Genomic DNA, 14,640 nt, shown 5'->3' with positions numbered 1-14,640 from the left:
CGGGCGGCAGTCCCGGCGTCGCCGCCTGATGGGAGGGCAGCATGCAGATCGATATCGCGGCGGTCGAGAGCGCGGCCGGGCTCGAGCTTTCGGGTCCGCCCCTGCGCGCCCGGGGCTGGCTGCGCCGCCTCGACGACGGGCTCGGCTACCTCGTCGAGATCCCCGCCGCCCTGCTCGTGCTCGCCGAGATCGCGGTGCTGCTCGGCGGCGTCGTGAGCCGCTACGTATTCCGCGAACCCCTCGTCTGGTCCGACGAGCTCGCCTCGATCCTGTTCCTGTGGCTCGCCATGCTGGGCGCCGTGGTCGCCTTCCGCCGGGCCGAGCACATGCGGATGACCGCCTTCGTGGCCATGAGCGGGCCGCGCCTGCGCACCTTCCTGGAGACGGTCGCCCTGGTGGCGGGCCTGATCTTCGTGGCGCTGCTGCTGGAGCCGGCTTGGGAGTTCGCCAGCGAGGAGACCTTCGTCCAGACGCCCGCGCTGGAGCTGAACAACGCGTGGCGCGCCGCCGCCCTGCCGGTCGGGCTGGGCCTCATGCTGCTCGTCGCGGCGATCCGGCTCCTGGAGACGGCCGACTGGAAGCTGACCGCGGGGGCGCTCGTGCTCGGCGTCGCGGTCGCCGCCGGACTCGTGGCCCTCCAGCCCTGGCTGATGGACCTCGGCAACCTCAACCTGCTGCTGTTCTTCGTCCTAGACGTCGGCGCGCTGGTCTTCTCCGGCGTGCCAATCGCCTTCGCGTTCGGCCTGTCCACCTTCGCGTACATCACGCTGACCACCCACGCGCCCGCAATGGTGGTGGTCGGGCGCATGGACGAGGGCATGAGCCACCTGATCCTGCTCGCCGTGCCGCTGTTTGTGTTCCTCGGCCTGCTCATCGAGATGACCGGCATGGCCCGCGCCATGGTCGGGTTCCTGGCGAGCCTGCTCGGCCATGTTCGTGGCGGCCTGCACTACGTGCTGGTCGGCGCGATGTACCTCGTGTCGGGCATCTCCGGGTCGAAGGCCGCCGACATGGCCGCGGTCGCCCCCGTGCTGTTCCCCGAGATGAGGGCCCGGGGCGCCAAGGAGGGCGACCTCGTGGCGCTGCTCGCCACCACCGGCGCGCAGACCGAGACGATCCCGCCCTCCATCGTGCTGATCACCATCGGCTCGGTCACCGGCGTGTCGATTACGGCCCTGTTCACCGGCGGCCTGCTGCCCGGTCTCGTGCTCGCCGCGACCCTCTGCGCGCTGGTCTGGTGGCGCTACCGCCGGGAGGACCTCAGCCACGTCGCCCGGCCGTCCGGACGCATCATCGGCCGCGCCTTCCTGGTCGCGATCCCGGCGCTGGCCCTGCCGTTCGTGATCCGCTTCGCCGTGGTCGAGGGCATCGCCACCGCCACCGAGGTGTCCACCATCGGCATCGTCTACGCGGCGCTGGCGGGTCTGCTGATCTACCGCCAGTTCGACTGGCGGCGGCTCTACCCGATGCTGGTGACCACCGCCACGCTGTCGGGGGCGATCCTGCTGATCATCGGCGCGGCCACTGGCATGGCCTGGGCGCTGACCCAGTCGGGCTTCTCGCAGACGCTGGCCGAGGTGATGAAGAGCCTGCCCGGCGGCGCGCTCGGCTTCCTGTTCGTCTCGGCCCTCGCCTTCATCGTCCTGGGCTCGGTGCTGGAGGGCATCCCGGCGATCGTGCTGTTCGGCCCGCTGCTGTTCCCGATCGCCCGGGCGGTCGGGGTGCACGAGGTCCACTACGCCATGGTGGTGATTCTCGCGATGGGCATCGGCCTGTTCGCCCCGCCCTTCGGCGTCGGCTACTACGCGGCCTGCGCCATCAGCCGGATCCACCCCGATGCCGGGATGCGCCCGATCGTCGGCTACATCGTCGCCCTCTTGATTGGCCTGCTCGTCATCATCCTGGTCCCCTGGTTCTCGATCGGATTCCTCTAAGCCAGCGAGATGAGAGGACACGCAGCGCACTGAGGCAGTTCCAATCCATGTTCGGCTCATGGGGAGATATGAACCGTGCTGTGCACCGCTTGGACGTCCGCTTAAGAGAAGCGCATCGTAAGGGAGGAATGTCTGAGATGGGCGCAAAGCTGCCGAACTTTGTGGCTCAGCCAACCTCAGCTTCGCGCCAGAAGTGGAACTCCGGTGCTTGCCGGAAAGCGGACACCTACAGTCGCGCAAACGAGGATTTTCGAGACATGTACTATGGCCTAGCTGGCCAATCGCTTCGGTCGCATGAGACCGTGTCTGTTAAGGCTGTTGCGCAATCTATGTCACGCGCAGATTGCGCAAGGGGTGTTATTGCAGAGAATCTGACCTCTGCCCCCAGGCGAGTTAGATCAGCTCAATGGACTACGTTCACATCGCCATTCCCGCAATGATCAGGGAGCAAGCGCGAAACCTGCTGGCTGTGGTCACTGATCGAGGCTGCTCAGCCCACCATCAAGCTGCATGCTTCCGACGTCCACTTTGGGCGGCGCGGGCTGCCAGAGGGCTTGGCGGACAAGCCGGACATCCTATGGGCTGGGCGGAGGCGGTCTCGATGGTTCTACCCATTGGCGCGTCAAACTGGCCGTCCACCAATTGGTCGATTTGAACAGCGAAGTCTTCTGGTTGGACCGAGTACATCCCCCCACGCGCGCCTTCAAAGCCGCAATTCCACGAGGCGAGCGCCTGTCCATATCGCAGAGCTGACTGGACGCCACTCGTGCCGATCCTGCGCAGCCCATCCTGTCCCCCGACGGCCGCTCTAGCTATGAAGCCAGCGGTGCACCAGTCGCCGGATCCACAAGTGTCCGCAAGTCGTGGAGCAGGGATGGCGCTCATTTGCTCCCAATCGGACACGCCTCTATTGAGCCGGTGACGATATTTGAGGCCCTGTTCACCCAAAGTTTGGACTTCGAGCAGCGTGGCCGAGCTATCCGCCATGACGCCCTCGATGCCTGTCAACCGCTCGTCGGCGTACTTGACGACGTGGGCAAGAGCGATCGCCTCCGCCATCAGCTTGTCCGTTGATTTGCCCGATGGCTCGAACACGACCAGTGCACCCCGGGATGAAGCCTCGGCAGCAAGTGTGAGCGTTGCACGCGAGAGCCGGTCCAGGAAAAACACCGACGCGCCGTCGAGCGCCGGTATGATCGCGTCTGCCGCAGTGACGGTGATCGCCTTAAATGACGGCAGCCACTCGCCGCAATGCGGGCACGCCCACGAGAAGCGGTGCTTGGGCCGACCGTCCCGTCCACGGCGGATCTCTTGAACGATGATGGGCGTGTGGCTCGTCGGCATGCAGTTCGCCCAGTCCAGATGAACGCCCCACCGAGCCATGTCCGAGCGCACGCGATCGGATGCCGGATCGCTGTTCATGCGCGCGATCGGGTAGGCGTCCCAACCAAGGAAAGCTAAGATCGACAGGACGTTGCCGCACGTCCCACCGGCCCAGGAGCGCACTGGCTCGCCAGGGTCGGGACCAATCACCAAGTCGAGCGCGATGAGACCAGCCCCGAAAACCTTAGGAGTTGTGACAGAAGTCATGGCGCACTCTTCCCTTCTGCCAACAACGCCGATCTCGGCCGAGGATAGACCTCGCCCTCCAGCCAGATATGAACAAGATTCGGCTCGGCGATTTGCGCCGGAATCGACCCCTCCATCTCGTAGCCGATCGGCTCGAGGTGGGCGACGGGCAAATCACGCTCCAACGCCGCCATCAACGCTCCGAGTGCCATGACCTTGCTGCCGAGCGGCGAAAGGACGAGCATCGAGCCGCCGGTTTCAGTGAAAACCGGCTGACGCAAGTCATCCAGCCGCAGGATCGTCCGATAAAGATCCACCGGATCGCTTTCGTCGGCGTAAACGATGTTGCGCGTGTCCACTGACCAGGTGCTCTCCAGCTCGGTAATGTACTCCGCAGCCAGGGCGTCGCCGAGGCGCGGGTCGCTCGCCGGGAAGGGAAGGATGGGGCAGGTGTCGTGCGGCTCGACAAAGTCGTACAGCCGTCCGAGCGCGCCCCGCCGTCCGCTCGCGAGTTGCGGAAGCCAGAGTCGCGCCGCTTCGGCGGCGGCGAACAGCGTCGAGCCGCCCTTGAAGCCATGAACATAGCCCGGCGCGTCGCTGGGGATCGAACGGATATTGGCGTCGAGCCGAGGATCGTGCGCAACGAACACATGCAGGTTGGCCGGTCCCCTGCCGCGGCCGATCCGCTCGGCGAAGTACCGGATGATCGGAAAGCTCGTCCCCACCGACAGGGCGCTGACGTCGACGACGATGTCGGTCAGGCCTTCGTGGTTCTGCCGGTTGAGGATCCCGATGATGTTGCGGCCGCCGATGACGGCGCCGTCGGGACCGAAGATCTCCACCGGCGCGATCTCCCGCTCAGGAACGGCCGCCAGTAGCGCCGTCGTGTTGGCGCCCGCTCGATCAACCTGGCCTTGAGGCGGGTTCGGTCGGTTCTCCTGGACGAAAAGAGCTCGAACAGACGCTCCAACCTCAGATAGCCGTGAAGCGACGGCGCGCGAGCGCGGATCGAAGCCGGCGCCGGCCAGCAGGAGGATTCGGCGATCCTCCTGGGCGAAGTAGTCGGCAAGGAAGCTATCCACCTCTCCCCCGCGGTGAGCGACACACGGATCCCAGCGGCGCAGGCGAGTCACCTCAGACCTCCGCGAGCAGGCGGACGAGATCGTCGGTCCGCCGCTCAAGGAAGCCGCCGCGCTTTAGAGTCAGCCCGTGGTGGAGAAGCAGGACGCCGCCGAGCTCGATCAGACACCATAGCCGCTTCTTGGTGCCGTGGTTGGGTACGAGGACGAAGGCGTTATAGGCCACCCCGAATTGCAGAACCCTCGCAAGGTGCGGGTGGGTTTCGGGGATGGTGTCGAATTCCTCCTGGAGGATGCCGAACGCGGTGGCGCCGCCGCCGAGGGACGCATTGCCTTCCAAGCTCTTCGCCAGACATTCGGCCGCAAGCCCATCAGCGAGGCGTCGAACGAGCTGGAACTGCGGGAAGTCCCACTCGCGAACCATCTCGCTCGCCCGCTCACGGAGCAGCTTGTTCTGCACGCCGCTTGACAGCATGGCGTCCTTGCCCCGCCGGATTAGCTGCGTTTCCGATTGCGAGACGAGCCGCGCAGCCAGTTGCAGAAATTGCTCAGCATTCTCGGAGCTCGCGTCACAGAGCGTGTCGATGCTGAAGAAGTAGGGCCGATCGTACCTGTGAAGGAGGTGGATTCGAGCGCCGTCAGCGATCCCTGCGTCCGCCGTCAACGGGCGGCTGGGTTCGGCGTCGCCGTCGGCCTCCTCGAACAGGCCGCGTTGCGGGATGCGTTTGGCGTAACGCTCTAGTAGAACCGCGAGCATGCCGAGACGCAGATCCTCACCGTTGTCCTCGGCGGTGGCGAGATAGTTGTCGACCTCTCTCTCTAGACCCCGCCGCCGCTCCGCAGACACGCCGTATCGGCGTTGCAGCGCATCGACGTGCTCGGCAAGCTTGGCGCGCTTCCCGGGTGCGATCACCTCGGAGGTCGTTGACAGGAGATCGCCTAGATTGTGCAGGCGACGCCTGTTGAAGACCTCCATCTGGCTCAGGTAGCGCCCCGCCATGTCCTTCGCCATTTTGCGGAAGGCCCGACGCTGGTTGCCTCTTTCCTCGCCGCTCTGCATCCAGATGTCGGTGATCTCGCGCGCCCGTTTCAGTCCCGGTTCCTCAGCGTCCGCCGCACGGTCCAGCAGCACGTCGCCGGGTGTCAGCGCATCGAGGCGGGTCAGCACCCAGCGCGCCACCTTCAGCTCGCGCCGGGTGAGCCAGCGGCGGAGGGCGGCGAGCTGGGTGGGATGCAGACTGTGGGCGTCGTCGAAGATGACCAACGGCCGGAGTTCGAGCACCTCCGCGCCGTCGGCGATCCGAAACGCTTCGATCACATCGAACGGGCGGTAGACGGCCACCGCATCGCGGTCGATGTCCTCGACGTCCGGCGGCACCAGCGCGGCCGAAATCTGGTAGATGGCGAACTCCACCTCACGGGCGCGGGCGAGCAGAGCCGGCCCGGCGGTGCCGCCGATGGCAGCCAGCGCGGCGTCGGCGTCCACGCGCGGGACGATCTCCACGTGCTCGAGCGGCACGCCCGAAGCCTGAATGTTGCGCAGCCAGGCTAGCACAGTGCGGGCCTGGAGCAGCGCAATCATAAGACCCGTCTTGAGGTCATCGGAATACGGGAACTCCCAGAACTCCCGGTACTCCGCCTCAAGCGGAAGCCGTCCGCCGACAAGCGTCGGCCGCTCGTCAACGATCGCCCCGCAGGCGGTGAGCGTGTCGATCAACGGCTTGTAGCTCGTGATGCCGCGGTTGCGCAGCAGCGTCCGCAACGTCGTGAACTGGAAGAGGCGCGCCAGCGTGGTCTTGCCGCTGCCGGGCGTGCCGATGATCATCGCCAAGCGGTCGTAAAGTCGCCCCTCCTTGGCAGGTTTCTGGAAAAAGGTGGCGAGGGGCTCAGGGGTGACGACGGCGAGAAAAGCTTCGTCGTCTCGGAGATACTCGGTCGCACGCTTTTCGAAAGGGTTAGCCATGTTGCGTCCCCCTACGCGTGCCGTTGGCGCCGCCGAAAGAGCGGACGCATGGCTGGCGCGTTGACGCCTTCGCGATCGCCGCCGTCGGTCTCCGCCCATAGCAGGGCGACCGCGTTGTTGGGCGTGTTGTGGTCGAGCACGAGCGGAAGCGCGCACGCGCCGTACCCGAGACCGAGATAAGTCGCGCCGCCGACGTCGGTGTGTTTCGTCCGGATCTTCGGGTCGTAGTACGACTCGGTGAGCTTTAGAAAGTCGTCGTAGCGGCCGGGCACCGAGTCTATCGGCAGGTCGGGCGGCAAAATCGTGCCGAAGGAGGCGTGCATAGCGCGGGCCCAACCGGCGCCGAACACCTCGGCCGTCCTGGCCAAACGACCCTCGATTGCCTGAGCCGCCGCCGCTGACGCGACATAGTGATGGATGCAGAGTTCCCAGCCGTCCTCGAACAGCGCGTCTCCTTCCAACGCCTCCGTCGCATTCTGGACAGAGTCTTTAAAGCGGAGGAGCTTGCCCTTCCACTTCTCCTTCTTCTCGTCATATCGCAGGAACGAGGTGCCCGTGCCGGCGAAGTCGTCGACAAGGTATACAAGGCGGAAGCGCGCCTCAGGGTCGCCCAGGTCACTGCGGAGATTGTCTAGCAGGTCCCTCCACTTTTCCGTGTCCACCTGCGTGCCCTGGACGAGCTGCTCGTTGTTGAGAAGGCCGGCGTTGGCGTGTCGGATCGTGTCGATCCTCGCCCCGTCGCTAAGGCCCATGAACAAAGTCTGGCGGCGCAGACGTTCACCGGCCGCGCGGGCCTCCGGATCGGCGAGAATACGGTAGGGCGGCATGTTGCGTTCAGCGGCGACCGTGCGGATCAGGCGGTCGCGAACTGTCCGCGGGTAGAACTGCTCCACTAGCCGCTGCATCTCGCCGGCGCCGATGTAGACGAGGGTGTCGCGCACGAACGCATAGGCGGTCTCCCGCTCGTGCGGCTCAAACTGCTGGAGCCACGTGGCGAGGCTCTCGATGAACCGCATGCCCGCCTGAAAATCGCGATAGCCGTCGTACTTTAGGCGCGCCATGAGCCTGAGCCACTGGAACTCCTGGCGGGCGCGGTCGTCGTTCCAGTTCATGATCTGGCCGAGGACCTTGAGAGCGAGGTCCTGGTTCATCGAAACGATCCTTGGGCGAACCGCAGACGCCCGCCCGCCACCTCGAGCGCGGTCAGATAATCCAACGTGACGGACGGGCCGCGCTGCCCGGGCTCGCCCAGGTGCCAGCAGGTCGTGGGGTCGACGCTGATCTCGTCGACACCGAGCGCGAATGGCTCACGCAGCAGCTCGTAGTCGTTGCCCGGCCAGCGGCCGCGATCCCCGATGGCGAGGATCGGCTCGTCACCGACCGACTCACGTAATCGACGAATGACGTTCAGCTTTGAGACGCCTCTCGCGACGATGTCCACCGAATGGCTGGAGCGGGTCACGTTAACCCCTTCGGCGCTAGCCATGAGAATGACTTGGCGGGCCAGGTCCCAGAGGCGGCTCTCCGGCATCACGCGGGTCGCCTCCAGCGTGATCTGGAACGGGCGATCCTCCTGGCGCGCGCACTCGGCGAGTTCCGGTTGACGACGCAGCGCCTCGGAAAGCGGCAGGAGGGCGGCGCAAGGTTTCGCCGACCCGTCAGGCGCTCCGTCGTCATCGAGCGAGGCCACCTCGGCGCCATTGTAGTAACCGATCAGGATCCGAGGCCACAGTAGACGAGGAAGACTCTTCTGCAGGTCGAGCCGCACCGATCGACCACGTCCCGTCGCCACGGCGATCCTCGCGCCTGCATCTGCAAGGCGAGCGAGTTCGGCGATCATAGCTTTTGGGGCGGGTTCGAACCGGTGGCGCGTGTCGACCACGGTGCCATCGTAGTCGAGCACGATCCCGGCGAAGCGCGCCTCGGCCAGCCGACTCTCGAACCCTGTGAGTGCTTCGTGCCAGCGGTCGAGTTCGCCAGAGGCCGCCAGATCGCCAGGCTTCACGCCCGACTTCCGCGCGATCGCGGCGGCCTGGCGCGGGCTCAGGCGACCCGGCGTGGCGCTGCGGCGCGACCTAGGCAAGGAAAGGTTGTAGAGCTTGCGCCCGAACTCGGGTACGCCTGGACGGCCTGGATCAATACCGCGCGTGAACCCGGCCCACCCCGTGATCCGTAACGCCGCCACCAGCGATGCCAGAGCACAAGCGCTCGGCCCACTGGCGAGCTCAATGCGTGCTTGGGGAATACCTGTCGGAATGTGCTCGAGTGTTCGCTCCGCGAGGACCCGATCCGCCTCGGTGACGAACGCGAGCACGCCGCTCGTCTCCCCGCGCTTGGCGAGCCAATGATGACGGCCGTGGGCGAAATTGCGATAGTCCGCGACCTGGAGGTTGCCGATAGCCGCTTCGGTGAATTTGGATTCGAGGTCCACGGCGCCGATTCGGGTGGAGGGGCCGTGCAGGACAAGGGTGGTCGATCGCGCCCAGAGCGGCGCCGTCGCCGCCTCCCATGCGGCGACAGTGCCACTGGCTTCCACGAGCAGCGCCTCCAGATGCGCGGCTGCGTCGTCCCAGTCGGCGTCGGCCCCAAATTCACTAGCGTAGGCGCGCGTGAGGACGGCCGTGAATGCGAGGAGAGAGTTGGTAGCGAGGAACCCGTCCTTGCCCGCTGGCGGAGGGTAGAGCATCAGGTCGACGAACGGATGCTGGCGGCAGAGCTCGGCCAGCGGGCTGTCTTCGCGGCCGCACAGGATGCCAAGCTGCCGAGGCTCGCGCAGGATCAGCCCCTTCGCTGCCGCCATGATGTCGACGTTGCCGCCGCCCGCGCTGAGGAGCCACGTCGCAACACTCGGGTCGAGCGGCTCATCGGTGGCCTCAAGGGGCGTGGCGACCGCGGCCAGCCGTCCGGTAAAGCGCTGGTGCAGCGCAGCTAATGCGTGAGCCGCCGTGAGCGAGCCGCCTGACCCGATGGCGCGGAGCGACGAGCGACCAGCAGTACGGACGGCGCGGCGCATGGCCTTGAGATCGGCCGCAGCCGCCCAGGCGAACGTCTCACCCAGTTTCGACATTTCGTTCGCATAAGGGCGCGCCATGGTCCTCCAGCAGCTTCATCCGGTGGTTCACAGGCCGGATTTTAGCAGCGACCATGAACGGAACGGGAACGGGGCTCAAGCCGAGTTTTGGGCCGCTGTCCTTTTAACAGAGCGGCCCACCCCCCCGCCTAACCCGCTATGAGCCACTTTCAAGAGCTTTCCCGTGCGCACGTTTACGAGCCCGACGCGGCGCACACCGGGTAGGGTTTCTCGACACGAGCACAGCAGGAGCGTAGCGGTTTCACCCAGGTCATCCTGAAGGGTTCATGTCGCTGTGAGAAGGTCCGCTGAGCGTGTTTGTGGCCGCTCTCGGCGACCATCGCGTACGTTGCGCCGCCCTCACGTGCCTAGGGTGAGGGCAATCTCAGAGTAGAAGGTATTCGTTTCGTCCAGCTAAGGGCGGCTGGATAGATCCGAACTTTCGGTATCGTTTCGATCCGCAACTCAGCCATTCGCGCTGAAAAGCGGACATCCTGAAGTTCGGCCTAGGGTCAGCATGCGCCATGTTTGGGCGGCGGCATCACGATTCGGATGATTCGCCGGCCGCCCGCAGCTGGCAAATCCGTGAGTAGCGCGCAGCGCTGGCTATGTGAGACGGTTCTGTGAGCCAGCTCGAAAAACCTAGCTAAGTGCTTGATTTTATTGGCGCGCCCTACGGGAATCGAACCCGTGTTTTCGCCGTGAAAGGGCGTAGCCAATCGTCCAGAAACGTCCAACTACGTCCATCTAACCCATTGATATATCGATATTCTAGTCCAAACTGGCGTTTGGCCTATCCAACTTTGTGTGTCATGGTCCGAGCACGCCCACGGGACACTGGCGGGACACCATGGTTCGTAACACGCGCTCATCGAAGCTCGAAACTCGCACCAGCCGGCTACGCCTGCCAGTGGCCAAAAAGCCCGTCTTCGCTCGTGTCGCGCCCGGTGTGTCGCTGGGCTACCGCCGCAACGAGACTGCAGGGACCTGGGTGCTACGTGTTGCTGACGGGAAGGGCAGTTCCTGGACCAAGCGGATTGGGCAGGCCGACGACTTCGAGGATAGCAACGGCCGGAGCGTGCTCAACTTCTGGGAGGCACAGCAGCAGGCTAAGGCGACAGCGGGTGGCGAGAAAGGGGAGGGGGCTCAGAAGACGCCGCTCACCGTCGAGGTTGCTGCTCAGACCTACCTTGCTGGGCTTGAGGCCCGAAACCAACGTACAGCTTACGACGCCCGCCGCCGCTTGGAACGCCTCTTCCTGCCCCGCTTCGGTTCGAGCCGCATCGAGAACCTAACGCGCCGCCAGCTCGAGGCTTGGCGCGATGGCTTGGTGCGGACCGTCAGTGACGCTGAGCAGCGTCGCCGCAGCCAGGACACCGCCAATAGGGTGCTCAGCATTGTCAAAGCGATGCTCAACCACGCGGTGGGCGATCCAACAAATGGTTTATCGGACGACAGCGCTTGGCGGCTGGTGCGCCCGTTCCAGCGAGTTGGCCGAGCCCGTGAGGTCCACTTCACGCCCGTGGAAGTGCTGCGTCTCCTTGAAGGCTGCAGCGACGCGAGCTTCCGCGACCTGCTAACGGCCGGGTTTCTGACGGGCGCTCGCTATGGCGAACTCGCTGCCTGTCAGGTCCGCCACTTCGATGTCGAGGGGGAAACGCTGAACGTGCCACGGGGCAAGACGGGTGCGCGAATCGTCATCCTGCAGCCCGAAGCAGTAGGGTTCTTCTCACGGCTGGTGGGCGACCGCCCGCAGGAGGCCCCGCTTCTGTGCCGCATCGATGGCGGAGCCTGGGGGGCAAGCCACCAGGTTCGGCCGATGAAACGGGCGCTCGTGGCCGCCAAGCTCGATCCGACTGGGACGTTCTATGCGCTGCGGCATTCGTACATCTCACGCGCGATCGAGGCCGGAGTGCCTCTGAACGTGGTGGCGGAGAACTGCGGCACCAGCGTGCGGATGATCGAGACAACCTACGCCAAGGTGCTCGCGGCCAAGCGGCGCGAGTTTATCGTCGCCGGAGCCCCAAGGTTGTTCGCCGCCTGATATTTGTGCCCGGAGATAGCCCCAAAAGGAAGTTGAATGCGTCCGCTTTAGGTGGTTCTAGGGGCCGCGTAGAACAGCCGCCTTCTAAGCGGCAGGTCGTTGGTTCGAGCCCAACCGGGGTCGCCAGAAATTCACCCGCCCAGTCAATGACTTGGCGGGTTTTTCTTGGCCCGTATCCGGCAGCCTAATCGCGCAACACGTAGCAACACGGATCGTTGTTTTACAAAGGCTTACAACTTGAGCCGAGGCGCTTGCGGGTGCTCCACGCAACACGGATGCAACACGAAAGGCATGTCTGTACGCCTCAGCGTGAGCCTCTACGAGCGGCCGACCACATGTCCCAAACCTGAGCGTTATGCCTTGCAGCCGCCGTCGTCACCGCTAGCTGGCGGAACGACCGGCACAGTCCGGTGTCCGAAGCCGGAGAGTCTGATGCGTGTTCTGATGGTGGGCTATGAGCCTGACTCGGTCGATTTCTCGGACCCAGCTCTCCCGCCCGGACTAAATGCCGAGAAGATCCACCATGGGATCGAGGTGGCGCTTAAGGATATGCGCGACCGCGGCTGGACGGCTGAGCAGTGCTTCATACAACCGGACGATCAAGCCGGCCCAATCCTGCAGCAGATGCTCACTTCCGGCTCCTACGACTGCCTTGTGATCGGCGCCGGCGTGCGTTCCTGGCCGCGGCACCTGGCGGTATTCGAAGTCCTCATCAACGTAGCTCGGGAGGCTGCGCCGACAGTTCCGATCGCCTTCAACACGCGACCTGAGGATAGCGGTAATGCCGTCGAGCGCGTGTGCAGCAGGCATCGGATCTGAACGTACGCCGCGACCCATACTTCACCGCCGCCCGACCAGCACGACAGTATCGAAAAACGCGAAGGTTATAGCCATCATAACAACAGATTTCAGGACCAAAAGGGGTCTGCTGGATCTTCTCTGACGCTTGGCGGACTATGCTGGAGCACGACGGCTCGCTGAGACGAGTCCGCGCGTTTGGAGGAACTTCGATGGGCGTGCTCAAAACCGGCCAGACTGTGGCGCTGGCTGTCGTCGCGGCCTCAGGTGGCTGGCTGTCTGCCCAGACTTCCTGGGGAGCATCCGACCACCCACCGCGGTTCCCGCAGCTAACCCTCGAACAGCTTACGCCTGCTCAGCGTCCGGTTGGCGAGAAGATCATGAAGGTCTCGAGCGTCGGACTTGCCGGCCCGTACAACCCGATGATCCGAAGCCCCGAGATGGCTCAGCGGATGTACGACCTGCTCGACTACCTGCGCTGGCACACCTCCGTGCCGACGCGACTGAATGAGTTCGCGATCCTGATCCAGGGACGCCTCTGGCGCTCGCAGGTCGAGTGGTACGCCCATTACCCGCTGGCGATCAAAGCGGGACTCACCGAGCAGGTGGCGGCGGATCTCAAAGCGAACAAGCGGCCGGAGGGCATGAAGCCCGACGAGGCGGCCGTGTACGACTTCTGCATGGAGCTCTCCACGCAGCATGCAGTCTCGGATGAAACCTTCGCTCGGGCGAAGGAAGTGCTGGGTGAGCAGGGCGTAGTGGACCTGACGGCTCTCACCGGCACCTACGTGACGGTGGCCATGCTGCTGAGCATGGCCAAGGAAGGCGTGCCGCCGGGCAAGGAACCTCCGTTCAAGCCGGGCGAACGGTAGGGCGAGCGACCGCCGGTCTTGGCGGATCGCTGCCGGGACCCGCTGGACCCTGGCGCGGCGGACATCCGCCCGCGCACGCCTTAACACCTGTCGTAGCGCCCGCTCCATGGCCGAACGGCAGGTTTGCTCGCGCGTCTGCCACGGCGGCGGGGCGACATCGTTCCAGGATCGACGCTCGGCGCGGTTGACGGTTCACGGATCGCCGCCCGAGCAGACGAGGCTACAATCCGCTATCGGGCCTTCCGCGTGCTCAGGGCAACGCCAAGCAAAACGGCGGCGCCGACACCGGCCCAAACGATCCCGGCGCTCATCGTCCCCGCCGACGGTACACCCTTGCGCGCCCGCCAGCCGCCGTCAGCACTCGTTCCTTGTGGGATCGGTTCCCGCAGCGCCCCATGGGTCCGTGGTCCTGGATCGGCCCGGTCCAGTGCGAAGCGGAATCCAGCGCCCATCACACGCTCGGTCAGCGAGGGCGCAAGCGCGTAGCCGGCTTGGGCGAGGCGGGCCGGCCAGCCGACCGCCATCTCGTGTCGGGGATGCCGAACCAAGCGCAGGTAGGCCTCGGCCACATCCTCGGGCGCGTAGTAGACGTGGCCTGGGTTGAGTGTCTTGCCCGTGACGTTGGCCCCGTGCTCCAGACCGGGTGTATCGACGATTGCCGGGAACACGCCACAGACGTGGATGTGCTTATGCCGGGCGAGCTCCTGGCGCAGACTGGCTGAGAAGCCACGCAGACCGAACTTGCTCGCGGTGTACGCGGCCGCGAACGGTGTCGGGGCCCAGCCGCCCATCGAGACCGTGTTGATCAGCGTGCCGTGCCCTTGGCGCAGGAAGTGTGGCAGCACGGCGTAAGCACCGTGAATCGCACCCATCAGATTGATCTCGATCGTCTGCCTGTGCAGGTCGAGCGGAGCGTCGAGGAGCGGCCCGAATACGCCAGCACCTGCATTGTTGATCCAGACATCGATGCCACCGAACGCCCTCGCCGCGCCTTCCGCCAGCGCGAAGACAGCGTCGGTGTCAGTCACGTCGGTTGGGATCGCGATCGCCGCACCACCACCGTCCCGGATCTCGCGCACGATATCGTCGAGCACATCGGCACGCCGGGCAGCGAGGACGACGCGGGCACCCCTGGCAGCAAAGGCATAAGCCGCGGCACGCCCGATGCCGCTCGACGCGCCCGTGATCACGACCGTAGATCCGCGCACTTGCGCCATGTCTCGCCCTCCCGCTCGTTGATCTCGATCAGCGAACCAGAGCAGGATTGTCGTGTTCCTGCGGCAGAGAGACCGCGGGTCGTCAGGTGTAGCA

10 protein-coding genes are annotated in these 14,640 nt (G+C 65.2%); 4 read left to right on the top strand and 6 right to left on the bottom strand.

Translation table 11 applies throughout. The annotated features are described in order from the left end of the window. Positions 1-41: 41 nt before the first annotated feature. Positions 42-1,934: a TRAP transporter large permease subunit gene (locus MKL11_RS25720; RefSeq protein WP_243948450.1), complete on the top strand. Its 1,893-nt coding sequence runs from the start codon at positions 42-44 to the stop codon at positions 1,932-1,934. A gap of 501 nt (positions 1,935-2,435) precedes the next feature. Here the strand turns inward: MKL11_RS25720 and MKL11_RS25715 are convergent. Genes MKL11_RS25715 through MKL11_RS25695 form a run of 5 tightly spaced genes read right to left on the bottom strand, consistent with a single transcriptional unit; the run spans position 2,436 to position 9,636 of the window. After that, the gene (locus tag MKL11_RS25715) at positions 2,436-3,524 is read right to left on the bottom strand and encodes a PfkB family carbohydrate kinase (RefSeq protein ID WP_243948448.1); all 1,089 of its coding nucleotides are present in this window, start codon (positions 3,522-3,524) and stop codon (positions 2,436-2,438) included. Continuing rightward, entirely contained in the window at positions 3,521-4,636 is a 1,116-nt protein-coding gene (locus MKL11_RS25710; protein WP_243948447.1) for a hypothetical protein, read from the bottom strand. Before MKL11_RS25710 ends, MKL11_RS25715 begins: the two co-directional genes overlap by 4 nt. Before the next feature lies 1 nt (position 4,637). After that, entirely contained in the window at positions 4,638-6,545 is a 1,908-nt protein-coding gene (locus tag MKL11_RS25705) for a hypothetical protein (protein ID WP_243948446.1), read from the bottom strand. Between the two features lie 11 nt (positions 6,546-6,556). Further along, positions 6,557-7,696 carry a hypothetical protein gene (locus tag MKL11_RS25700; RefSeq protein WP_243948444.1) on the bottom strand — a complete coding sequence of 380 codons (1,140 nt, stop codon included), beginning with the start codon at positions 7,694-7,696 and terminating at the stop codon, positions 6,557-6,559. After that, positions 7,693-9,636 carry a trehalose-phosphatase gene (locus MKL11_RS25695; RefSeq protein ID WP_243948441.1) on the bottom strand — a complete coding sequence of 648 codons (1,944 nt, stop codon included), beginning with the start codon at positions 9,634-9,636 and terminating at the stop codon, positions 7,693-7,695. Before MKL11_RS25695 ends, MKL11_RS25700 begins: the two co-directional genes overlap by 4 nt. Positions 9,637-10,465: 829 nt before the next feature. Between MKL11_RS25695 and MKL11_RS25690 the strand changes: the two genes are divergently transcribed. The 3 genes from MKL11_RS25690 to MKL11_RS25680 all read left to right on the top strand — a co-directional run bounded on the left by MKL11_RS25690 (position 10,466) and on the right by MKL11_RS25680 (position 13,329). After that, positions 10,466-11,659, top strand: a complete 1,194-nt coding sequence (locus tag MKL11_RS25690; RefSeq protein WP_243948439.1) for a tyrosine-type recombinase/integrase — start codon at positions 10,466-10,468, stop codon at positions 11,657-11,659. A gap of 432 nt (positions 11,660-12,091) precedes the next feature. Then, positions 12,092-12,478 (top strand): hypothetical protein, encoded by a 387-nt coding sequence (locus MKL11_RS25685; protein WP_243948437.1) that lies wholly within the window; start codon positions 12,092-12,094, stop codon positions 12,476-12,478. A gap of 191 nt (positions 12,479-12,669) precedes the next feature. After that, complete coding sequence (locus MKL11_RS25680) at positions 12,670-13,329, top strand: carboxymuconolactone decarboxylase family protein (RefSeq protein WP_243948435.1); 660 nt, start codon at positions 12,670-12,672, stop codon at positions 13,327-13,329. A 230-nt stretch (positions 13,330-13,559) separates the two neighbouring features. On the opposite strand, the gene MKL11_RS25675 is transcribed toward MKL11_RS25680, so the two are convergent. After that, positions 13,560-14,546 (bottom strand): SDR family oxidoreductase, encoded by a 987-nt coding sequence (locus MKL11_RS25675; RefSeq protein WP_243948433.1) that lies wholly within the window; start codon positions 14,544-14,546, stop codon positions 13,560-13,562. Positions 14,547-14,640 lie beyond the last annotated feature (94 nt).

It is taken from the genome of Methylobacterium sp. J-077 (genome assembly GCF_022829365.1).
In the GTDB taxonomy this organism is placed as follows: domain Bacteria; phylum Pseudomonadota; class Alphaproteobacteria; order Rhizobiales; family Beijerinckiaceae; genus Methylobacterium.
The sequence above is the reverse complement of the archived record's forward strand: the minus strand, read 5'-3'. Positions and strand labels throughout refer to the sequence as shown.